The 22710-nt window shown below is 39.0% G+C and carries 22 protein-coding genes; 16 read left to right on the forward strand and 6 right to left on the reverse strand.

What is annotated here, in order from left to right; all coding sequences use genetic code 11:
• The first annotated feature begins 256 nt into the window (after positions 1–256).
• From ACZSMY_RS06520 to ACZSMY_RS06555, 8 genes are all read left to right on the forward strand, one after another.
• Positions 257–769, forward strand: a complete 513-nt coding sequence (locus ACZSMY_RS06520) for an amidase family protein (RefSeq protein WP_226894962.1) — start codon at positions 257–259, stop codon at positions 767–769.
• A complete protein-coding gene (locus ACZSMY_RS06525; protein ID WP_052485043.1) occupies positions 766–963 on the forward strand; it encodes an amidase family protein in 198 nt (65 codons plus the stop codon). The genes ACZSMY_RS06520 and ACZSMY_RS06525 overlap by 4 nt, the downstream gene beginning before the upstream one ends.
• Before the next feature lie 147 nt (positions 964–1110).
• Positions 1111–1293 carry a hypothetical protein gene (locus tag ACZSMY_RS06530; protein ID WP_042533617.1) on the forward strand — a complete coding sequence of 61 codons (183 nt, stop codon included), beginning with the start codon at positions 1111–1113 and terminating at the stop codon, positions 1291–1293.
• 377 nt (positions 1294–1670) lie between these two features.
• A complete protein-coding gene (locus tag ACZSMY_RS06535; protein ID WP_042533616.1) occupies positions 1671–2399 on the forward strand; it encodes a polysaccharide deacetylase family protein in 729 nt (242 codons plus the stop codon).
• A 374-nt stretch (positions 2400–2773) separates the two neighbouring features.
• Positions 2774–3292, forward strand: a complete 519-nt coding sequence (gene ectA / locus ACZSMY_RS06540; protein WP_319022553.1) for a diaminobutyrate acetyltransferase — start codon at positions 2774–2776, stop codon at positions 3290–3292.
• An 8-nt stretch (positions 3293–3300) separates the two neighbouring features.
• Positions 3301–4587: a diaminobutyrate--2-oxoglutarate transaminase gene (gene ectB, locus ACZSMY_RS06545; RefSeq protein WP_226894949.1), complete on the forward strand. Its 1287-nt coding sequence runs from the start codon at positions 3301–3303 to the stop codon at positions 4585–4587.
• 31 nt (positions 4588–4618) lie between these two features.
• Entirely contained in the window at positions 4619–5005 is a 387-nt protein-coding gene (locus tag ACZSMY_RS06550) for an ectoine synthase (protein ID WP_042533613.1), read from the forward strand.
• Positions 5006–5225: 220 nt separating this feature from the next.
• Positions 5226–6572 (forward strand): MFS transporter, encoded by a 1347-nt coding sequence (locus ACZSMY_RS06555; protein ID WP_256706151.1) that lies wholly within the window; start codon positions 5226–5228, stop codon positions 6570–6572.
• A 133-nt stretch (positions 6573–6705) separates the two neighbouring features.
• Here ACZSMY_RS06555 and ACZSMY_RS06560 read toward each other — a convergent pair whose 3' ends face one another.
• From ACZSMY_RS06560 to ACZSMY_RS06570, 3 genes are all read right to left on the reverse strand, one after another.
• Complete coding sequence (locus ACZSMY_RS06560; protein ID WP_289584623.1) at positions 6706–7140, reverse strand: GNAT family N-acetyltransferase; 435 nt, start codon at positions 7138–7140, stop codon at positions 6706–6708.
• Positions 7141–7207: 67 nt separating this feature from the next.
• Positions 7208–8731 (reverse strand): Na+/H+ antiporter NhaC family protein, encoded by a 1524-nt coding sequence (locus tag ACZSMY_RS06565; protein WP_465147577.1) that lies wholly within the window; start codon positions 8729–8731, stop codon positions 7208–7210.
• A gap of 371 nt (positions 8732–9102) precedes the next feature.
• Positions 9103–9336, reverse strand: coding sequence for a hypothetical protein (locus ACZSMY_RS06570; protein WP_042533609.1), 234 nt, complete (start codon positions 9334–9336; stop codon positions 9103–9105).
• A 347-nt stretch (positions 9337–9683) separates the two neighbouring features.
• Between ACZSMY_RS06570 and ACZSMY_RS06575 the strand changes: the two genes are divergently transcribed.
• From ACZSMY_RS06575 to ACZSMY_RS06585, 3 genes are all read left to right on the forward strand, one after another.
• Positions 9684–9854: a YfhD family protein gene (locus ACZSMY_RS06575; protein WP_084612954.1), complete on the forward strand. Its 171-nt coding sequence runs from the start codon at positions 9684–9686 to the stop codon at positions 9852–9854.
• A gap of 174 nt (positions 9855–10028) precedes the next feature.
• A complete protein-coding gene (locus ACZSMY_RS06580; protein ID WP_042533608.1) occupies positions 10029–10379 on the forward strand; it encodes a hypothetical protein in 351 nt (116 codons plus the stop codon).
• 486 nt (positions 10380–10865) lie between these two features.
• The gene (locus tag ACZSMY_RS06585; protein WP_465147578.1) at positions 10866–12341 is read left to right on the forward strand and encodes an MDR family MFS transporter; all 1476 of its coding nucleotides are present in this window, start codon (positions 10866–10868) and stop codon (positions 12339–12341) included.
• Between the two features lie 35 nt (positions 12342–12376).
• Here ACZSMY_RS06585 and ACZSMY_RS06590 read toward each other — a convergent pair whose 3' ends face one another.
• Positions 12377–12586: a hypothetical protein gene (locus ACZSMY_RS06590; protein WP_193064087.1), complete on the reverse strand. Its 210-nt coding sequence runs from the start codon at positions 12584–12586 to the stop codon at positions 12377–12379.
• A 242-nt stretch (positions 12587–12828) separates the two neighbouring features.
• Here ACZSMY_RS06590 and ACZSMY_RS06595 point away from each other — a divergent pair, with 242 nt between their 5' ends.
• Together ACZSMY_RS06595 and ACZSMY_RS06600 are read left to right on the forward strand one after the other, a co-directional pair.
• A complete protein-coding gene (locus ACZSMY_RS06595) occupies positions 12829–14268 on the forward strand; it encodes an RNA-guided endonuclease InsQ/TnpB family protein (protein WP_465147579.1) in 1440 nt (479 codons plus the stop codon).
• A gap of 544 nt (positions 14269–14812) precedes the next feature.
• Complete coding sequence (locus ACZSMY_RS06600) at positions 14813–17506, forward strand: cation-transporting P-type ATPase (RefSeq protein WP_465147580.1); 2694 nt, start codon at positions 14813–14815, stop codon at positions 17504–17506.
• Between the two features lie 120 nt (positions 17507–17626).
• On the opposite strand, the gene ACZSMY_RS06605 is transcribed toward ACZSMY_RS06600, so the two are convergent.
• Positions 17627–18289 (reverse strand): reverse transcriptase-like protein, encoded by a 663-nt coding sequence (locus ACZSMY_RS06605; RefSeq protein WP_319022556.1) that lies wholly within the window; start codon positions 18287–18289, stop codon positions 17627–17629.
• Between the two features lie 362 nt (positions 18290–18651).
• On the opposite strand from ACZSMY_RS06605, the gene ACZSMY_RS06610 reads away from it, so the two are divergent.
• On the forward strand, positions 18652–19374 hold the full coding sequence (locus ACZSMY_RS06610) for an ABC transporter ATP-binding protein (protein ID WP_042533605.1): 723 nt from the start codon (positions 18652–18654) through the stop codon (positions 19372–19374).
• Positions 19352–20533 (forward strand): ABC transporter permease, encoded by a 1182-nt coding sequence (locus ACZSMY_RS06615; protein WP_465147581.1) that lies wholly within the window; start codon positions 19352–19354, stop codon positions 20531–20533. The genes ACZSMY_RS06610 and ACZSMY_RS06615 overlap by 23 nt, the downstream gene beginning before the upstream one ends.
• Before the next feature lie 186 nt (positions 20534–20719).
• Here the strand turns inward: ACZSMY_RS06615 and ACZSMY_RS06620 are convergent, their stop codons facing one another.
• The gene (locus ACZSMY_RS06620) at positions 20720–21082 is read right to left on the reverse strand and encodes an ArsR/SmtB family transcription factor (protein ID WP_139089108.1); all 363 of its coding nucleotides are present in this window, start codon (positions 21080–21082) and stop codon (positions 20720–20722) included.
• Between the two features lie 59 nt (positions 21083–21141).
• Here ACZSMY_RS06620 and ACZSMY_RS06625 point away from each other — a divergent pair, with 59 nt between their 5' ends.
• On the forward strand, positions 21142–22509 hold the full coding sequence (locus tag ACZSMY_RS06625) for an MFS transporter (protein WP_084612953.1): 1368 nt from the start codon (positions 21142–21144) through the stop codon (positions 22507–22509).
• Positions 22510–22710: the final 201 nt, after the last annotated feature.

Genomic DNA, 22710 nt, shown 5'->3' on the forward strand with positions numbered 1-22710 from the left:
TATTCGAAAATCTCAGCATGATTAAAGAGAACGTCCAAAGGGAGACGCGGTCTCTGTCTACCTTCCATTTACGCCGGAATATACTCCATTCCAGACTTTTTATAGATTTTATTTCTAAAAAAATGCGACAACCGGAGATAAATTGGTAAGAGCAAGCGGCAATATGCTCGGAAAGCAAAATTTGCATGAGCTTGCAGCTGGATCAGATACATTTTAATACATTCGCTTACCCGCTTCCATCTGCGGTATTTACGGTCTGAAGACAACTTATGGATTAGTCAGTACGCATGGTATTTTTCCTACAGCTATGACTTTAGATACTGCCAGTCCCATGGCAAGATCTGTTTCTGATTTAGTATGTATGCTTTATTATATGGCGGGTTTTGATGCAAATAATCCGGGAAGTCTGGATGTGTCCGTTCCAAATTATATATCCGATTTAAATAATGGAATCCAAGGAATCAAAATTGGTACCCCTGCATACTTTCTCCAAGACCTGGCCCCTGATATAGAAATCCTTTTCAAACATGCCATGGAAACACTCCTCTATTTAGGTGCTGAAATAGTGGATGTAGAAATTCCTGAATTAGCTTTATCAACCTTTTCCGGATATACGATAGCGGCTGGCGAAGCAGCTGCTTTACACCACCAATGGCTCCAGACCCATTCAAACGAATATTCTGCAGACATACGGAGTTTCTTTCTGGCCGGCGCTTTAACTGAAACACCGCAATATATCAGGCGCAGCAGGCCCGGAGACAATTGGTGAAAGGTTTTGAGAAAGCTTTTAAACAGGTCGATATATTGCTCGGTCCAAACATACCTATCACGCCTCATATCTATAGTGAACAATGGGTAGAGCAAAATCTGGAAGTTATCAGAAGATGTCTGCCATTTGTTCCAGTTAATTTAACCGGCACACCGAGCCTTGCCGTTCCAATGGGTTTGGACGGTAAAAAATAACAAAATATGGCTTTCGAAATAACGAGTGAATTTTTGATAAGGGGGTAAAATATAATTCGAGGACGACATTTGTACTGGAAGCTTCTGCTTCAAGTAACGCTTCAAAAATGAATGTTTTTCTCATAAAGAATAATGGGAGGGCTTTCCATGGATAACAATAAACGTAACTTTAACCGAAATGAACGCAAAAACCGCAATAATGAGAACCGCAATAATCAAGAAATCAATAACGTGGAATTTGCCAATGAAAATGAATTTATCGACGAGAATGCTTTCGAAGATAACAACAACCACAACAACGAGCGACGCAATAACCGCAACCGCAAATAGTTAAGCCCTGTTTTTGTCAGATACCTGAATCCTTGGAGAGTAATCCTGATTCAGGTATCTTTTTATAGCTAAACTTTTGGAGGAATTAATTAAGTTTTGCCTTTTTAGTAATTAATTTTTTCACCTTTCTGCTCCTGCTTTTCAAAACCTTTTCTTGGAAGCATCTTTCCATCATGCGTTTTTAAGTCATCCATTTTATACAGCTTTTCTTACAGTATATTTAAAATGAAGAAGTTGGTTTAGCCTTCCTCTTTTCTTCTCCAAAATTTGCTTATGATAAAAACGTGCTTCTTAGCAAATAATAGATTTAATTAATAACTAATTACGTCCATAAATACTTAAAGTTTAACTTATTTTTTGAAAATGAGAGGTGTGAAATGAAGAAAAAAATATTTTATGCGATTAGTTACCTGCTTCTGACTTCTTGTGCTTTTCTATTCATCCAAGAGCAGATATATGCGAAAGATAGATTTGATTTTGAGAAAGACGGAGATATTTTCTGGGATGCAAAAACGGAGGAAAAGGTAATTGCTTTAACATTTGATGATGGTCCGCATTCAAAATACACTCCTGCCATTCTCAATATATTAGCTGAATACGAAGCCGCAGCTACCTTCTTTGTGCTCGGAGCTCACGCAGAAAAATTCCCAGATATCATCCATCGGCAAGTAATGGAAGGGCATGAACTCGGCAATCACACCTATGATCACACCATGAAACTCAGCAGACTTAGTCAAGAAATGAAAGAAACCTCTGATATCCTTTACGCCATCACAGGAAATCGGCCAAAGCTTTTCCGGCCGGTCGGCGGCAGTTATAATGATGCGATTGTAAAGAAAGCCCGAGAAAACCAATTACATGTTGCACTGTGGTCTTGGGATCAAGATACGAAAGACTGGGACGGAGTAGATTATAAAACCATTGCAGATAACGTCATCAGCAATATCTCCCCGGGGGATGTCGTACTGTTTCATGATGCAGGAGGAAAAAGAGAGCAAACAGTTAAAGCTCTCCCGCTTATTCTTGATTATTTAGCTGAAAACCAATATAAAACCATTACAGTATCTGAAATGATGGAAATGGATGAAAAATTAAAAGAAAATTAATCAATTCAAGCTTTATTATTGCTGTCCCTTAATCATTTACTCCCCTAAAAATGAGCGGACAGCTGTTTTGTTCTTCAATAATAAATTTTTAGCTTACAGTTATCCTTTTCTATCCCCACAATATGGTTTATCTATTTAATTCATTATTTTATTTTCCCCAAAAGTTTATAAAACGGATTATTTCTGTTATATTCAAAGCTATTTATAGCCAATGGCAATCATTTTACCCTCACCCCTTCTTATCACGAATAATCGCGTTATTCTCCGTTATATGCGTTTTGACGTTATTTTTCCTTATGTTAATCTAATATGGTAAGTAAAAAATCCACTCAGGAGGTGAGAGCATTAATACAAACACAACAAATAATATGACAATGACTATTGAAAAAGAAAACGATTTTTATTTTCGAGAACCTGCAAAAGATGACGGGGCAGCTGTTTGGGAACTGATTAAAGCTACCAAGGTGCTTGATCTCAATTCTTCCTACAGTTACTTAATGTGGTGCGATATCTTTTCAGGAACCTCCATCATTGCAGAAAAAAACGGGAAAACGCTCGGTTTTATTTCCGGGTATAAAAATCCGAATAATCCGAATAAACTATTTATCTGGCAAGTTGCTGTAGATGCTTCCGCTCGAGGTAACGGATTAGCAACGAAAATGCTGCGCCAATTATTAAAGCGCGAAGCTTGTAAAAAGATTGATTATGTAGAAGCAACCGTTTCTCCATCCAATCAACCTTCTCAGTCTTTATTTAAAGGTCTCGCTAAAAAGCTTGATACGGAGTGTCATATCAGTGACTGCTATGTAACGGATGATTTTCCGGATGAAGAGGAAGAACATGAAGATGAGCTACTGTTTACAATTGGACCGATTGCTACAGAAAATAAATAATTAAAGGAATGATTTCATTGACAACAGCAACATGGAATGATGCGAAAATGAAAACGTTTGAAAATTTAGAATCTGAAGTAAGAAGCTACAGCAGAGGATGGCCGACTGTTTTTGAAAAATCAAAAGGCTATAAGCTGTGGGATACCGATGGAAAAGAATATATTGATTTCTTTGCAGGCGCAGGTACATTGAATTACGGGCATAATGACGATGCGATGCAGGAGAAATTAATTGAATATATTAAAAATGACGGCGTGATTCACAGCCTGGACATGGCTACGATTCCCAGAAAAGATTTTCTGGAACGCTTTACTGATGTCATTCTCAAGCCCCGAAATCTGGATTATAAAATTATGTTCCCTGGCCCTACCGGTACAAATACCGTAGAAAGCGCGCTGAAAATCGCCAGAAAAATAACTGGACGAGAAACAGTTATCAGCTTTACCAATGCATTTCACGGGATGACGATTGGCTCCCTTTCTGTGACAGGAAACTCCTTCAAGCGCCATGGTGCCGGAGTTCCATTGCATCATGCCGTTTCGATGCCATTTGATAATTATGTGGAGGACAATGATTCGATTGCTTATCTGGATCGCTTTTTAGAAGACAGCGGAAGCGGTGTTGCCCTCCCTGCTGCCATCATTCTGGAAACCGTTCAAGGAGAAGGCGGGATTAATGCTGCACGCATGGAATGGCTGAAAAAAGTAGAAGCACTATGCAGACGCTGGGACATTCTCCTGATTGTGGATGATGTCCAGGCAGGAAATGGCCGGACGGGCACCTTCTTCAGCTTTGAGCCGGCGGGAATTAAACCAGATGTAGTCTGCCTGTCTAAATCCATTGGAGGAATTGGTCTGCCGATGGCGATTACGTTAATCAAGTCAGAATATGATCAATGGGGACCGGGCGAGCATAATGGAACCTTCCGCGGCAATAATATGGCCTTTCTTGCTGCAACCGAAGCACTGAAAAATTGGGAAAATGATGATTTTGCCAATGCTGTACAAGAAAAAGGCGCATTTCTTAAATCAGAAATCAACAGATTGATTGACCACTATCCGGAGTTAAACGGAGAAGCTAGAGGCAGAGGTTTAATGCAGGGCATTGCTGTGGAGAAGGAAGGTTTAGCAGGTGAAATTTGTGCGGAGGCATTTGAACGCGGACTTATTGTAGAAACCTCTGGTCCAGATGATGAAGTGGTGAAATTCCTGCCGCCTTTGATTATTGATCAGGAAGGTTTGGTAAAAGGTTTAGACATTCTGGAAGACAGTATAAAGCATGTTTTAAAAAAATAGAGATATGGTTTACGGAGAGGAGAATTTATAAATGATCGTAAAATCACTGGAAGATTTAATTGGAACAGAAGATGAAACAAAATCGGAAAACTGGGAGAGCCGCCGCTTTATTTTAAATAAAGATGGTGTCGGCTTCAGCATGAATGATACCATTATCAAAGCAGGGACAGATAATTTCTTCTGGTATAAGAACCATATTGAAGCGGTTTATTGCATTGAAGGTGAAGGAGAAGTCGAAAAGGTCTCCACCGGAGAGGTACACCAGCTTAAGCCTGGCACGATGTATCTGCTAGATGAAAATGATAAGCACCGTCTGCGGGCACGCACCCAAATGCGTATGGTATGTGTCTTCAACCCGCCGTTAGTTGGAACAGAAACGCATAATAAAGAAGGATATTATCCGCTTTTAACAGAATAAATTACTTTCTAAAATCCTCTGATAAGAATAGCTTCTATCAGAGGATTTTTTTACGTACCTTATTTATTACAAACAACTGCTTCTATCCTCTCCTTTATTGATATAGCTTTTACCTATAGCGAACGATACCTTTTTACAATTACCTTATAACCATTGTTTCATGGTAATATTTTATTTACTTATTACACTTCGATCAATTAAAGGAAAGGACGTTTTAAACATGCGGACGGTTCAGACAACACAGGTTTTAGGGAATAGTAAATTTAATAAATTTCATTTACTTATTTTTCTCTGGTGCTTTTTCGCCATTGCCTTTGACGGCTTTGATGTGGCCATCTATGGGATTGGGCTGCCATTGATGATGGAGGATTTTAATATCAGCAGAATTGAGGCTGGTGCAATCAGCAGCTATACGCTGATCAGTACCATGGTCGGCACCTTTCTGCTGGGCTCTATTTCAGATTTTATCGGGCGTAAAAAAGCGATTGCGATTTGCTTAATCTTATTCAGCCTCTTTACCTTTTTAGCCGGATTTGCACAGAACCCCACCCTTTTTATGATAATGAGAGTGATTGCGGCGCTGGGATTGGGAGGAATCATGCCAATCCTCGTAGCTATTATGGGTGAATATTCTCCGGTGAAGAAGCGGCCGTTAACCATTGCTACGATGTATTGCGGTTATTCCATCGGCGCGATTATTGCCTCCTTGATTGGTATGTATTTGATGGAAATGATGGGCTGGAGGCTTTTATATTGGATTAGTATTATTCCGCTTCTTGCTCTGCCATGGTTTTTAAAGCAATTTCCGGAATCCGTTTCTTATTATCTGACCAAGAAAAAAGGCGATAAAATTGCAGAGATTCTCAATAAAGTTGATCCTGGCGGTAACTATCAAGCGTCTGATAACTATGAATATGAATCATTTAAAGAAAGCACGAAGGAAATTCCGATTAAAAAGGTCTTCTCTAATAAGCGAACCAGCAGTACCATTGCATTTTGGATTGCAGTTACCTGCTCCATGCTCGTTATTTCCGGACTGACAACCTGGCTGCCGCAAATTATGGTGGACGCCGGTCACGGTCTAACATCCAGCTTATCCTTTAACCTGATGCTTGCTGTCGGACAAATTTCCGGTTCCATATTCGGCGGGATGTTAGTGAATCGTCTTGGTCATCGTTCTGTCTTAATCCTGATGTTTTTTATCGGTTCACTCTGCTTTGTTTTATTAAGCATCACTACAAGCTCGCTCTTACTGTATTTAATCATTACCTTAACCGGCGCTTGTACAGTAGGCACACAAAATTTAGTGAACCCGTATATTTCAGAATTTTACCCGCGGGAGATTCGTACAACAGGGTTAAGTATCGCTGTCGGCGTTGGACGGATTGGCGGTATTATGGCGCCGGTAGCCATCGCCCTTCTGTTATCAACCAATTTAGACCCGCAGCATGCATTTATGGCATTTGCCGTACCAAGCTTGATTGGAGCTGTCTGCTTTATTACCGTCAGAGAAAAACATGCAAGCTTTGACCAGGCAGTACCAGTGAAAAAGCATCAAATTGCCTAACGAAAAGAATTTACTATAAGATAAAGCCGCTGCTTCACGAAGAAGCAAGCGGCTTTATTTAATGGTCCTTTTTCCTATGCTATTGTTAAAAAGAACACTCGCTCTCCTCACCTTGCAATTTCACTTCCATATATTACTCCGCTTTCAAACACAAATGCAGAATCGGATAATCCCTCCCCTGGTCATCCTGTTCTGACTCTCCAGTAACTTGGAAGTTGTTTTTCAGGTAAAAAGCAAGAGCCGATGTATTATCTTTATTGACATCTGCTGTCTTAATACCGTCCTTTTCAATTAAATCATTTAAAATCCTGCTGCCAAGCCCCTTCCCTATTTGCTCCGGGTCCAAGAACAGCATTTCTAACTGAGACGCATTCACACCGGAAAATCCAACGAATGTAGTATCTTCAAACCACATTTTCATATCTAATTGCGGAAAATAAGCAGGAATTTCCTTCTTGAGCGCCTCCCTATCCTCTGATGCTAAAAAATCATGTGTTGCCAAAACAGACTTCTCCCATAATTCAATTAAGGCAGCGTAATCATCACTACCAGGCTTTTTCCATTGCATTATTACTTCCTCCATTTAAAAAATTGAAATAAAACATGCCTCACTTCACCAGCAAGGCATGTTTCTGTTATATATTCATTTTCGATTCATATTTATTTTTTGTCAACTTTGATAAAACAAAAGCTGCTAACACAAGCAATACAATTGTCAATACTACGGTCCACGGACTGCCAGTCACACCTGCAATCACAAAACCGATTATCGCAATGATTGCATTCGTCAATGCATAAGGGAACTGTGTTTTCACATGATCGATATGATCTGCACCAGCTCCTGTTGATGACAGAATACTTGTATCAGATATCGGGGAGCTATGATCTCCGAAAATACCACCTGACAATACAGCGCCGATACAGACAAGCACTTGGGCATCTAATGCAACTGCCATCGGAATAGCGATTGGAAGCATAATGGCGAAGGTTCCCCAGGAAGAGCCGGAAGCAAGTGAAACGATTGCCCCGATAACAAAGAGCAATGCTGGTATGATAAACGCCGGCACTCTTCCCTGCATCAATTCTACAATATAATTCGCTGTCCCCATCTCACTGATAACCGTTCCAAGCGACCATGCAAGCACTAACGTCGCAGCTACATACACCATCTTTTGCATCCCTGAGGTGTAAATATCAAAAATCTCCGCAAACTTTTTCAGACGGAAGCTGATTAATAAAATAAAAATAGTAATAGCCGCAAATAAATAAGCTGTGGTCAACGAGACACGAAAGTCATTTCCATCCACCGGCTCAAATGGAAATCCTTTTGTGGAAAGCAAGCCAAACAATGTAACGAATAAGACCGATAAAGGGAGCCAAATTAAAATAGCCTTGCCTTCTTGATTACTATCTGCTTCCTTATCCGGTCTCCGCAGCGGCTTGGAATCCTTCCAGTACAGTTCTCCAGTTTCCCTCACTCTCCGTTCTGCCTTTGCCATCGGACCAAAATCTAATTTAAATACGGCCATTAATGGAATCATTAACACCGCTGAAATAGCGTAGAACTGAAATGGAATGACTTGAACAAAGGTATCGAATTCCGATGTGGTTATTCCCAGCGCATCAAATTCACTTCTTATCAGCCCCATAATATAGACGCCCCAGCCAATGAAAGGAATCAGTACTGCAACTGGTGATGACGTGGAATCAATGATATACGCCAGCTTCTCTCTGGAAATTCTTGCTTTATCAAATATTTTTTCAAAAATAGGGCCTACAATCAAAGGTGTTCCCAAATCAGAGAAGAAAATAATCAAACCGCCCAGCCAGGCAGATAATTGAGCTTTCACTTTGGAATTAATCGATTTGACGGTTTTTGCTGCAAGTGCAGCGCCTCCCCCTGATTTTTCAATTAAAGCTACAAATCCTCCGATAAAAAATAGCAGGACAAGCACTGCCGCATTGTAGCTGTCCGTCAGTTGCGGAAAAAGAAAATTCCCTATCGTTTCTGTTGTCGCAGTTAATGGATTTCCTCCTACAATAATAAGTACGCCGACAAAGGCGCCTAAAAATAATGAAATAATAACGTTTTTCGTTAGAATCGCTAAAATCACTGCCAAAATTGGCGGAACTAGCGATAGCCATCCCATATGCTCCATCTGTCCTCTCCTTCTTTCTTGATGCTTTGCTAAATGAAGTATGAATGATATGTACATACATCCTTATCAGTTATTTCATCTCATAAGATAACGAAACTTCATTCAGTGGAGTTTTGCTTTTCTCCATGATAAATTGAAAATAAAAATTATTGCTAATTAATATATGTTCCTTATTCTATCACGGAAAAGATAAAAATAAATGAAACAAAATACCTAATATTTATGCATTTTAACGAATAATTATACTGAATAACTGGCTACACAGTTAAACCCGTCTATTTATTTATAGAGAACTTAATTCATTGCGATGGCAGCTTCTAATGAATTTCAAGAGATTCTCTCCATATCAAAAAAACCCTCAGCAAGAATGCTCAGGGTTTTTTACTGTCGTTGTCTTTATTTTGTTTCTCCTTATGCTTCTTTTCACTTTGCGAATCATCCTTCGATTTCGTCTTTCGTTTCTCATCCTTAGCTTCTATTTTTAAATCTTCCAATGGAACGTCATCGACAAACATCTGCTCTTCATGTTCATCCAGCATGGTTCTTCGCTCTTCATTCCGATTCGGTTTTCCGCTTTTTGAAGAACGCTTTTCATTGTTGGACATTTTCATCCACCTCTCTGTGTCTTTTTAATACTTTTCCTTTCTAAACAGATTACTAAACATTATTATGCGAAAATTTCTGCTTGAACAAATTTTAATAACCGTCACAGATTACTGCCACAAGTTTAAGCGGTACAGTATGTTCTAATTTTACCAGCGGAAAAAATGAATAAGTATCGTAAACCTGTTAAAAATACAGATATGTCAGTACAGTTTTCCCTTATGTTATCTAGGGGATAAGGCGGTGCAGCAGCTGCCTTCACAGAGCGGCTCGATGTATTGCAATCTTCAATCTGTCTGGCCGAATGTTCGACTAACCAATTATATACAACCTAAAAGGAGTGTTCCCAATGGGCAGAGATGAGCATAAGAAAAGAAAAAATAATTTTTTGTCACAAACTCCAAAAAATCAAATATCTGACGGCATAGATGTTGAATTTTCAGATGAGTTTGCTGATGCAGAAGACAGAAAAGCTCAAGCAAGAAGCCGCGCTGCTGATAAACGGGCACATGAAAAATAATTGGTACAACGGAGCGATTCGGTTCAATAACCGAATCGCTCCGTTACGTTATCCTTTAGTACTTCTACCTCTTACCTCTCAAAGTCCGCGTACAAATATTACGATTTTTTATTTACTTTCTTCCTGTATATTTCCGTTGTATTTAGGAAAATTATACACAGGAGGGGTTGTTCTATGGAGCATGGTTTTTTAACTATTGAGGAGTTTAATACGCTGATACAACAGTGGAACGGAAGAACAATTAAAATTACAAAGCATGAAATAAACGATATCGATCAAACAGTAATCCATCTGCAAAGCATATCCTATGACCAGAATACCCGCAGAATTGATGACTATGTACCAAAACATAGCTTACTTTTAAACGGAGACGGACAAATCGAAGCGCTGCCAACGATGAGCGATGAACCGCTTCCGTCATCCAATTATGAAATCCCTTTGGAGGATAACTCTTTATTTGAATTTAATGGACAGAAGTTTTTTATTACTACGGATCGTGGAGTATATAAAATAGAGTTAGTTTAAATGACGGTAAAAAGGCTGCAATAGCCTTTTTTTGGCAGTTAAGAAAGTTTACACTTTCTTACTGCATAAGTGTAACTAAGGTTGTCACTTAAAGTCTAGGTGACAACCAAGTTTTCTTTATTATTGCAGGCAGTTATAATCAACTTAAAATGAAAGCGAAAAATATAGGAGCTATCCATTTTAACTGATAGTTCCTCACCCTCTATGAAAATATCATAACAAAGAATAGATTATCCGGTTTCCAACAAAGGAATATTAAATCTGTTCAACGAGCCTCCCCTGCTGACGCATTTCGGACAATGAACTATGAAACTGGCATTCCATTTCTTACAAAATAAGAAAGCATCTGCTACAATAAAGCTAATTGGATTATAGATTAGTACTGCGGTTTGAAAAGACTTTTGATAGTTCGCAAAATCACCTGTGGCCAGAGAGTCTTGCACAGTGGGTAGAAACAAATAGCTAGAGTAAAGGAAGGAATTATAGATGGTACATAAACAAACCAAACGGCCTATCGTGCTTATTGCCCTCGTATTATCTATGTTTATGGCTGCAATTGAAGGAACCATTATTGCCACTGCCATGCCTAACATTGTATCCGATTTAGGCGGGTTCACGCTGTACAGCTGGGTCTTTTCCAGTTTCCTATTAATGCAGGCAGTCACCACGATGATATATGGCAAATTAGCTGATTTATTTGGCCGCAAACCAATCTTTGTCATTGGTGTGGTTATCTTTCTGATTGGTTCTTTATTATGCGGATTAGCAGAAACGATGACTGCCCTTATTATCTTCCGGCTTATCCAGGGGCTGGGCGCCGGGGCCATTCATCCGATAGTAACTACCATGGTCGGAGACATGTATAATTTGGAAGAACGCGCCAAAGTACAGGGTTATTTAGCAAGTGTCTGGGGGATATCCTCTGTTGCCGGCCCGCTTCTGGGAGGAGTCATTGTACAATACATTGATTGGGCTTGGATATTCTGGATGAACATTCCGATTGGCCTTATCGGCTTGGCCGGAGTTGTCCTATTCTTTCATGAAAAAGTGGATAAAGAACAGAAAACCATCGATTATCTTGGGACAAGCTTCTTTTTTATAGCCATATCATCGCTGATTATCGTGTTTGTACAGGCAGGTACAAATTGGGCTTGGTTGTCACCAGAAACGCTCGGTCTCCTTGGACTCTTTGTCATTTGTATTTCCTTATTTATTTGGCAGGAGAAGAGATGCGCAGCGCCAATGATGCCTTTATCTTTATGGAAGAACAAATTAATGATCGTTGCCAATATCGCTACCTTACTTTCCGGTATGATTATTTTAGGTTTAAGCAGCTCTCTTCCTACGTATGTACAGGGAGTCATGGAAGAATCAGCGATTGTGGCCGGTTTTACCTTGAGCACCTTATCCATTGGCTGGCCAATTGCAGCCACTGCCGCCGGTCATATGGTATTACGAATCGGCTTTAGAAAAACAGCATTTCTTGGCGGTATCGCATTATTTGTGGGCACATTTCTCTTTTTCCTGCTTGATGCAGAAAAAGGGCCCATTTATGCCGGTTTCAGCTCTTTTATTGTTGGAATAGGAATGGGGCTGACTTCGACAACATTTATCGTAGCCATTCAAAATAGTGTGTCCTGGCAGGCAAGAGGGGCGGCTACCTCTTTAAATATGTTTATGCGTATCATTGGCAGTGCAATCGGTACTGCATTGTTAGGCGGTATTCTTAATCTGCGCCTGCAGCAATATTATCAGCAGCAAGCAATCGATGAAGATATGCCAAATACAGATGCTATTTTAAATGAAGGATTACGAGAATCTATCCCGCCAGATACACTGGCTTTAATGCAGGATGGGTTGACCCAGGCATTTCACACGGTGTTCTTTGGTCTATTCGTAATTGGTACACTGACTTTTATTATTCTATGGTTCTTCCCGAAGGATACACCTAAGGATACATAAGAATACCGGGCAAAAGGCGGTCCGGTTTTCTTATGTTAATCAACAATTATGGAATCCCCCTCATTTGAGGGCTGTTCATTTATTATGTTATTTGTTTTAACGCCGATACTGGATAAAATCACCACTGCAAATACAACTGTGAATCCTATAATGACATATCCCAGTATCTTATACCCTCTGGTTGAACCTTTGATAATCAAATAACCCCCTAAAATCAGAACAGCTAATAAAATTAACCATAGCATTGTATCACAACCCCTGTGTTCTATTTCAATTCCCTTCCATGCTAACATATCGAATCCTATTTTAAACTATTTTGATTATTATTAGTTCAATCTATCATTTCAGCCAAGAGGACTCCTTCCTCAAAAATTCGATGGAATTTTAGGTGGGAGGTGAATTGGCGGTTTTTTCGCTAGAATTTTTATTCCCTTTATAGTAAAATAAATTACAGAACGTTAGTTCGTTTTAGAGGGGTGGAAAGTAAATGGCGAATTACCAAACGATGCAAATATGGGTAAAAATGAATCACCGTATGTACGGATATTTCAAAGAAATGTGTCAGAATGCAAAGAATATGCATAACACGACCAATTTTTATATCCGGCAAGTATTTACAGCTTTCACGCAGGAAAAAGCGTTGCAGCCGCTTCAGGAAGAAGTGTTAGACGCTATCCAAAAACATATGCCAATAATCAACGATAACCAATTCGTTGTTTATCAAAAGAAGGTCGTAAAAGAACATTCCAAACCCGCCCGAGAACGAAAAGAAATCAAGTGTCATGTATTCAAAGAACCTTCTAGAGAAAACCCTTATGTTGATTACAATTTTTTGGATGCTCTTTTTAAATCCATGGCACAAGACGATTATCGCTCTCTGCCAACGCAATCGAGTCAAGGGGTTATGAAAACGGTGTTCCAAAATTGGAAAGCATTTTATGGCAGTTTACGAGAATATAAAACGAACCCTTCAAAGTTTAAAGCAAGACCAAAAATTCCAGGATATAGTCGTAAGAAAGAAAAAGAAGTTCTTTTTTCAAACCAAGATTGTGTCATAAAAGAGAATAAGTTTTTGAAGTTTCCTAAAACGAAGGAACGTTTAAACATCGGTAAATTAGGGTTTACGGAAGGAAGACTGAAACAAGTCCGCCTTATCCCAAAGTATGGTCACTACGTCGTAGAACTGGTTTTTCAAGTACCGTCAGAACAAAAAATGAAAGCATCGAAAAAACGGTACATGTCCGTTGATTTAGGAATGGATAACCTTGCAACCATTGTCACCAATACAGGACGAAAGCCTGTTGTAGTGAAGGGCAAAAATATCAAATCCATCAATCAACGCTACAACCAATTGAAAGCGCATTACCACGGAATTCTTAGACAGGGTAAAAACACCAATGAAGGTCTGTTTACGTCTAAACGATTGAAGAAAATCAACTACAGACGCTTTAATCAAATCAAAGATTTATTTCATAAAGCGAGTTACCGAATCGAAAAAATAGCCCTGGAAGAGGATATTGATACCATCATTATTGGGCAAAATAAAGCGTGGAAACAACATGCCAAGATGGGGAAACGAAACAACCAATCGTTTACAACCATTCCGCATCGTCTTTTGATGGAAATGATTGAATACAAAGCTCAGAGACATGGAATCAAAGTCATTATGACAGAAGAATCCTACACATCGAAAGCGAGCTTTCTTGATCAGGATGAAATCCCTGTTTACGGTGAAAAGACTTCAAAAAAAGCTTTTTCAGGTAAGCGAATAAAACGCGGGCTTTATCAGTCCAAGAATGGAGTTATGATGAACGCCGATGTCAATGGAGCCGGAAATATTATGAGGAAAATATTTCGGGAAGCATTTGAAGAACCCTTCGCTTGCATTGAGATGCTGCTTCGACCGGCAGCAATCATTCTCAAATAAAAGTAGTCCCAAAGGCAGGACCAATGGGATAGCGGGGTTGGGTGTTTTTAGCACACCAACGTGTCAACTCCACTGGTGGTTAATCGTCATCTTGAAAGTCGACACCCCAGAAACCCCCACTTCAAATTTCAGTAGAAATTAAGTGGTGGGAGTATTCATTTCGCATAGCTGTACTGTAAAAATTCCTTTCAGATTACTTGCCTCCATTTTAAAAGCATTCATACCGTATTAACAAAAAGACCATCACTAAATTGTCGAAAATTTTCAACCAATGCTCCTTGAACTGTCCTTATATATCCTTCATCATTATAAGTGAGGATACATTTACTTCAAGATAGAAAGAGGTGATGGATGATGGTTACAGCTATAAAAAATCAGGCGTGATTTTCTGCTGGATACTTTTCATTACCTCTGTATCAACGATTCATAAGCAGCAGAAAAACACCCCTTAACGTTCATTTCTAGTTTAAACCTCCTTGAAACGTTTTACTCCTATTTATTCGTAAAAGATAAAACGGGTTCAGGAAGAAAGGGGCACGTGCTTATGGCACAGAAAAAATGGTTTAACATGCAGACAGAGCAAGTGGAATCAGAGCTTGGAACAGATATAAAGCATGGTTTAAGCAAAGAGCAAGTGGAACAAGGCAGACAAAAATGGGGAAAAAATGAATTACCGGAGCCGGAGAAGGATCCAAAATGGCTAAAATTTTTACGCCAATTTAATGACACGTTAATTTATGTTTTATTAGCTGCCGCTGTTCTTACGATTGTTTTAGAACATTATGCAGACACTGTCGTTATATTAATGGTGGTTCTGATTAATGCGGTTATCGGCTATTTCCAAGAAAACAAAGCCGAGAAAGCATTGGAAGGCATTAAAAAGATGCTCTCTTTGGAGTCAACAGTTATTCGTGACGGGGAGCGCAAGGAAGTCGCTTCCAGCGATCTGGTACCGGGTGATATCGTATTATTGTCTCCAGGAGATAAAATTCCCGCAGATTTACGGTTGACTGCCGCCAGCCGGCTGACAATAGAAGAATCCCTTCTCACTGGTGAATCAACATCCGTCGAAAAAAATACAGACATCCTGCCGGAGGATACGGTCCTTGGAGATCGATTAAATATGGCTTTTTCCGGAACAGCGGTTGTATCTGGATCGGGACAAGGGATTGTCGCAGCCACCGGAGCAAATACGGAAATCGGTAAAATCAACCAGTCCATTGCAGAAGTGGAAGAATTAAAGACACCTTTATTAAAACAAACAGCGCATTTTGGAAAAATGATTTCCATCGCTATCGTCAGCATTGCTGCTTTATTATTTGTTTTTGCAGCAGTTTTCTATGACTATCCGATTGGAGAGCTGTTACTCTACGTTATCAGCTTAATTGTTGCTGCTATCCCCGAAGGATTGCCTGCTATTCTTTCCATCATTCTTTCCTTAGGTATGCAGGTAATGGCCAGAAACAATGCTATTATGCGTAATTTGCCGTCTGTAGAGACACTCGGAGCAGTAACCGTGATATGTTCGGACAAAACAGGGACGCTTACCAAAAATGAAATGACCGTCCAATCCATTGAACTCTCCGATAGGCACTTGGATGTTACAGGTACAGGATACGCACCAGAAGGAAAAATTCTTGAAAATAATCAAGAAATAGATATTGCAGAGGATAAAGAACTGCAACTGTTTTTAAGTAACGTATTAACAGTCAATGATGCCTATTTGCGAAAAGATGACGATGAAGAATGGACAATCAGCGGCGAACCGACAGAAGGGTGTTTGGTCACGCTGGCAGAAAAAGCAAATCAGGAAATAGACCGGCTTCCCCTCCTCTCTAAAATTCCTTTCGATTCCAGCTATAAATACATGGCAGGACTCGTGGAAAAAGACGGAGAAAAAATCATTTATGTCAAAGGAGCCCCCGACCGGCTGTATGATATGGCAGGTTTGGCAGAAGGTTCTGAACAACGCAAGCTTTGGGAGGATAAAACGCTCGTACGCTCCAGCAAAGGAGAAAGAGTTATCGGCACAGCATATAAATACGTTGATAACAACAAAACACAGATTGATCACGAAGATGTTTGTGAAGGATTGAACATAATTGGTTTGGCTGGCATTCTGGATCCTCCTAGAGAAGAAGCGATGGAAGCAGTGAAAGTTTGTAAAAAAGCTGGCATCCAGGTGAAAATGATTACAGGAGATCATAAGGCAACAGCTCTGGCTATCGCTAAGCAAATGGGCATTACCGAACAAGACAATGTTCTCGAAGGTCGCGATTTAGACCAGATGTCTGAAGAGGAGATGCTGACTGCAGCCCAAAAGGTAGATGTTTTCGCCCGCACCAGTCCGGAGAACAAACTGCAGTTGGTAACCGCCATGCAGGAAAACGGAGAAATCACAGCGATGACAGGTGATGGTGTCAATGACGCTCCAGCCTTAAAACGGGCAGATATCGGTGTTTCCATGGGCATCAAAGGAACCGAAGTCTCCAAAGAAGCTTCCGAAATGGTGCTGGTCGACGATAATTTTAATACGATTGTCAATGCCGTGAAGGAAGGACGGCGTGTCTACGATAATTTGAAGAAAACGATTCTGTTTATCCTGCCAACCAATGGCGCGGAAGCATTCTTGATTGTTTCTGCTTTAATCGTAGGAATGAATATGCCGCTCTCCCCGATTCAAGTCCTTTATGTAAATACGGTGACAGCAGTAACCGTTTCGTTCGCACTGGCATTCGAAAAACTGGAGCCGGGAGCAATGGAGCGGCCGCCGCGCCCGGCTAACGCAAAACTGCTCAGTCCCTACTATATTTTCCGGATTATTCTCGTATCATTGCTTGTCGGCGGAGCCATTATGACCATGAATGTAACCCTGCTTGGTGATCCGGAACACTATACAACGGAACAGTTAACAACGATTACGCTGCATTCCATTGTAATCGCACAGGTTTTCCATGTGTTTAATGTGCGAAATGAACGACATTTTGCATTTAATAAGGATTTCTTCTCAAACAAGATCGCTTTTATGCTTGCGGGCGTTCTGATCCTTCTTCAATTAACGGTGACGTATATTCCATTCTTAAGGAATGTATTTGATTTATATCCAATCGAGGCGCAATACTGGGTCTATCCTTTTGCGATTGGATTGATGACCTTTACCATTATTGAAATCGAGAAATATATTACCCGGAAGATTTCTGCTGCAAGAGCATTTAACAAAGAAAATGGGAAAGCATAACGACAAAAAGACAGGGATAATCCTTGTCTTTTTAATGTTATTAGCTGCTTGTCATCATGCAAGCTATATGGAGTCAAATGACGTTAACATGCAAAAGAAGCAGAGAATCCCTTCCCTGCCTCACTCCGCTAGTTCTTTTTTGCTTGTTATTTCCATCCCTTTCAATGCCTGACCAGCCAATCGATCCGCTTCCCGATTCTTTTTACGTGAAATGTGCTTATACTCCGGGATAACTCCCAATTGATTCATTTTATTTTCAATTCGATCTGCCCATTTTGTTAATTCTTCCTCATAACAAGGCCACTCTCCCATTAATTGATTCACAACAACCTGGGAGTCGCCATAGAAAGAGACAGGCAGATGATGGACATCCAATCTCTCCAATTCCACCAGTGCCAAGTGCAATGCAGCATATTCTGCTTCATTATTCGAACAAAGTTCTTCCACCATTGCATTTTTTCGTAAACGGTAAAAGGTATTATTCTGTTGATAATAGATGGCACAGCCCAAACCGGAATGGCTTGTTTCGAGGTCAAATCCCCCATCAAAATAAACAGTTATATCATGCGGTTCTGTTTGAATTTCTTCCATCTGCTTACGTAATTCTTTTAAACTCCATGTATGCTCATGAGAATCGACGAATACGACATTTTTCATACGTCCCATTTTCCTTATATCTTCAACGATGAATAACGCTTTTGATGCCTCCATGTCCTCAGAAGTAAAAGCTGCAGTAACCCCTTTGGGTGTCTGATAGGTATATTCGATTCGTACTTTCATCATTTTGCCTCCGGTCTATATATCGGGAAACGAAAAACTGCTCTCTTTCTCCGATAGTATTTCCATAACCCTCTATTTATACATCTGTCAGAAAAGCGATAAGGAATGAAACACCAACAGTAGCTTATGTTTATCCTATCAGCCCTTTCAATAAAAAAGATACACAAAAAATGGATTATAAGCAAACCAGCCATTGCCACTTTCAGAGAAGCGACAGAATAGCGATCCGATAAACTTTGTATTTGTTGCAATCATTTTTTATCGTAAACCCAAGCAGTTTCTCCAAAAAGATTCTTGTCATCATAGCCTTACTCTGATATTATAATGAGTGAGTACTCACTTTTATGTGAAAGGTGTTGTGTTTTATGATGCAATTATCCAATATGTCCAAGAGCTTTGGAAAACAAACGATTCTGCAAGATGTCTCCATAGATATTAGCGCCAATCAAATCACCGGATTGATTGGTCCTTCAGGTACAGGGAAAACGACATTGATTAAATGCTTGATGGGAATGGAAAAATACGATACTGGTTCTATCCAAATCGATGATACAGCGGTTCCCAACCGTAAACTTTTAAACAAAATCGGCTATATGGCGCAAAGTGATTCGCTATACCATGATTTAACCGGTTTGGAAAACATTCAATTTTTTGCTCATATGTACGGGAGGAAAATATCCAATAAGGCAGTTCAGTCCACACTGAATCTCGTCCAGCTTGAACAGGATAAAAATAAATTGGTAGCCCACTACTCTGGCGGAATGAAACGCCGCTTATCACTTGCGATTGCTTTAATTAATCAGCCTGAGTATTTGATTTTAGATGAGCCTACGGTCGGGATTGATCCCGTGCTTAAATTAAATATCTGGGATCAACTGCATGATTTGAAAAAGGAAAGTACGCTGTTGATTACGACCCACATTATGGATGAAGCCATGAAATGTGACCAGCTGTTATTAATGAAAAATAAAGGAATTGCAGCAAGCGGTACGCCGCAGGAAATATTAGAGAACTTTGGCGTCAGCGATATTGACCAAGTCTTTTTAAAATTGGAGGAAATCGAATATGCGAATGCTTCAGCTGATTAAACGAATTTGCAAACAGGTTCTACGTGATAAACGTACTCTTGCATTATTATTTCTGGCTCCTATTTTTGTCATTACGCTATTGAATTATATTTTTCCAGATCCGGATGACGAGGTAACCATCGCTGCAGTTAATGTCAATGATGAGGTAATCGATATTTTAGAAGATAATGATATCATCGTAAAACAGGAAAACGAGATGGATATACAATCTTATCTGGAAGAAGGAAATGCCAGCGGTGTTTTAGAGGAAAAGGATGGGAATTGGACATTGACCATTCTGAATGATAACCCGATGGATGAGGGTCCTGCTATTCAGGGAAGCTCACAGGCTGTAATGGAAACAAATTTAGATGACCTTTCGGATAATATCGATGAGATGATAAGTAATATGAAAGATATGTCAGCAGGCGTAGAAGAAATGATGGAGCAGCTACCTCCAGAAATCGCAGAGAACATGGATATAAATATGGACACGAATATCGATACAGACATCGATTCTGAAATCGATATGGATGAAGACCCGATTACTGTAGAATATATCTATGGCGATGAAAGCAATACCTTTTTTGAAATTTTAAATCCCATTTTAGTCAGCTTCTTTGTATTCTTTTTTGTCTTCTTAATCGCCGGTATGTCGATGTTAAAAGAAAGAAGCAGCGGCACATTGGAGAAATTATTATCCACGCCAATCAGAAAATCTGAGATCGTATTTGGTTATTTATTCGGCTATGGGATTTTTGCTATTCTGCAGACAGCGATTATCATCCTATATTCAGTATATATTTTAGATATGGAAATCGCCGGTTCCATCAGCAACATGTTTATCATTAATATTTTATTAAGCTTCGTTGCCCTTGGGCTTGGTCTTCTGTTATCTACATTCGTCAGCAGTGAATTCCAGATGATTCAATTTATCCCGCTCGTCATTATTCCACAGATATTCTTCTCTGGAATGCTGAATGTAGATACCATGGAATCGTGGCTGCAATGGATTGCGCCGATTATGCCTTTGTACTATGCAGGAAATGCGATGATCGATGTTGTTTTAAAAGGATTTACATTTGGAGAGATTCTGGCTCCCCTCTCTATTTTGTTTTTATTTATTGTTGTTTTTGTAACGTTGAATATTTTGGGTATGCGGCGGTATCGGAAGGTGTGAGAATTTAATGTGATTGCTGCAGGTTAAAAAGAATACGGATTTGTTATAACTATTATCAATCGAAAACTCTTTCTCCGCTTTCATGGGAAAGAGTTTTCTTTATTCATTTAGCCTTAAAGAACCCACTCATTATCCCTGTTAAAAATAAAATGTTTAACATTTTTAATTTTAATAATTGATGCGTGGTTATCCTTTTAATATAAAATTTATCCAGGATTGAATCATTTCCAATCTATCTTTATTAAACAGATAAAAATTACGTTTCCCCTCCTTGACTAAGTAAATAACATGAGTATTTTTCATTTCCTTGAGATGGTAAGACAATTTGGTATTAGAAATATGGATCCCTTCTTCCTGCAAAATCGTCAGGATATCCATTGGACAAAAGCCACCTTCTGCTTCAGATGAATCCGGAAAAAACTCCCTCCTTCCTTGATCAAATCGCAACATCTCAATAATTCGAATTCTAATTGGATCCTGAAGTACCTTAAAAATATCAGTAACATGAGTATTTTTCATAATTTTATTATAACATTTCCCTCTTGACATTTCAATTTTTTTTGAAATAATAGTTACAGTTCAAAAAAAATTGAAATAAGGTGATTTTTATGAAATACACACGTCGAGAAACAATAAGCTTAATCAGTATTTGCATCGGATCTTTCTTAATTATTCTAGATACAAATATCGTAAATATAATTATTCCACCTTTGAGAGAACAATTATATTTAAGCAATTTACAAACCTCTTGGGTCGTAAATAGCTATGTATTGGTATTTGCTTCGTTCATCCTATTTTTTGCCAGGTTCAGTAAACGAATAGGTGCAAGAAATGCCTTTATCACGGGGATTTCAATCTTTATGGTTGGTTCGCTATTCTGTGGTTTCTCTAACACTTATGAACAATTGGTAATCTCTAGGATTATTCAAGGAGTTGGTGCAGCTATGTTTGCACCTATTGCAACAAAGCTCTTATCATCGACAGTAACAGAGCCAAAAAAAAGAGCGACTGCCTTTGGTATATGGTCCGGAACATCAGGCATCGCATTTGCCTTTTCGCCGATGGTTGGTGGTTTTTTAAATGAATTGTGGGGTTGGCAAAGCACCTTTCTTATCAATATTCCTTTTTCTTTAATTGTCATCTGGACTGGACTTGCTGCAATCAAGGATACAGAAAAAGAAAAAATTCCGATGTTTTTCAAGGAACAGGTGCTGGTTGCATTGTTTATCTTAATTTTCGTATTTATGATACAGGAATATAAAGTAATCTATCAGTTACCGCTGTTATTTACTTTAGGAGGAATCACTTTACTAATTTTTGGATATGCATATAGTATCAAGTTTAGAAATAATCAGACACAAGTAATAGAGCGGCAACTATTCACAAAACAGAATGTTGCCAGCTTAATAAATGGATTTACTTATAATTTTTCAATCTATGGAGTGATGTATTTCCTTTCTATTCATTTTCAGGAACATTTATTTTTGTCTTCGCTTGAGACGGGTGTGAAATTTTTGCCCTTAACGGTTTCCGGTATGCTAATATCCTCATTTTTGTCACCTGTTCTGGTCAATAAATTAGGACAAAAATGGACTCAGCAGCTATGCTTATTGGCTATTATTGCAGGCAGTATATTTTTGTTTACCTACTTCACAATAGCAGCATACTCTGTTTTTATTTTAATTAGTTTTATTCTTTTCGGTTTTTCTGGAGCTATAGCTCCCGTATTAATGAATGCAGCTTTTTTATCAACGGGAGAAAAATATCATAATGAAATTTCTTCATTAGTAAACCTTGCACGTCAAATTGGCAGTATTTTTGGTGTAGTAAGTGTTTCAATTATATTGGATATACTGGCAAATACAACGACCATTCTTTACTTTCTAGTAGTGATTATATTTATCTCATTCTTTGCTTTTCTATACTTAGCATTTGCATACAAACTGAACAATCAAAAATCCGGAATGCATGAATAAAGCCGCCACCTGGAAATATAAGCTTTCAAGATATGCAGGTGTTTTTCAAATAGATTCCTTTTTTATTTTGATAAAAGAAGGGCTGTTACATAATCAATTACCTGATTATGTAACAGCCCTCAACTCAAGTCAAATTGTACGAATACGATTCTATTCTCACTCAAAATATAGCCCATTAATTACTTTAGTGAGTAGAATATT

The organism is Oceanobacillus sp. B139/18, assembly GCF_055524595.1.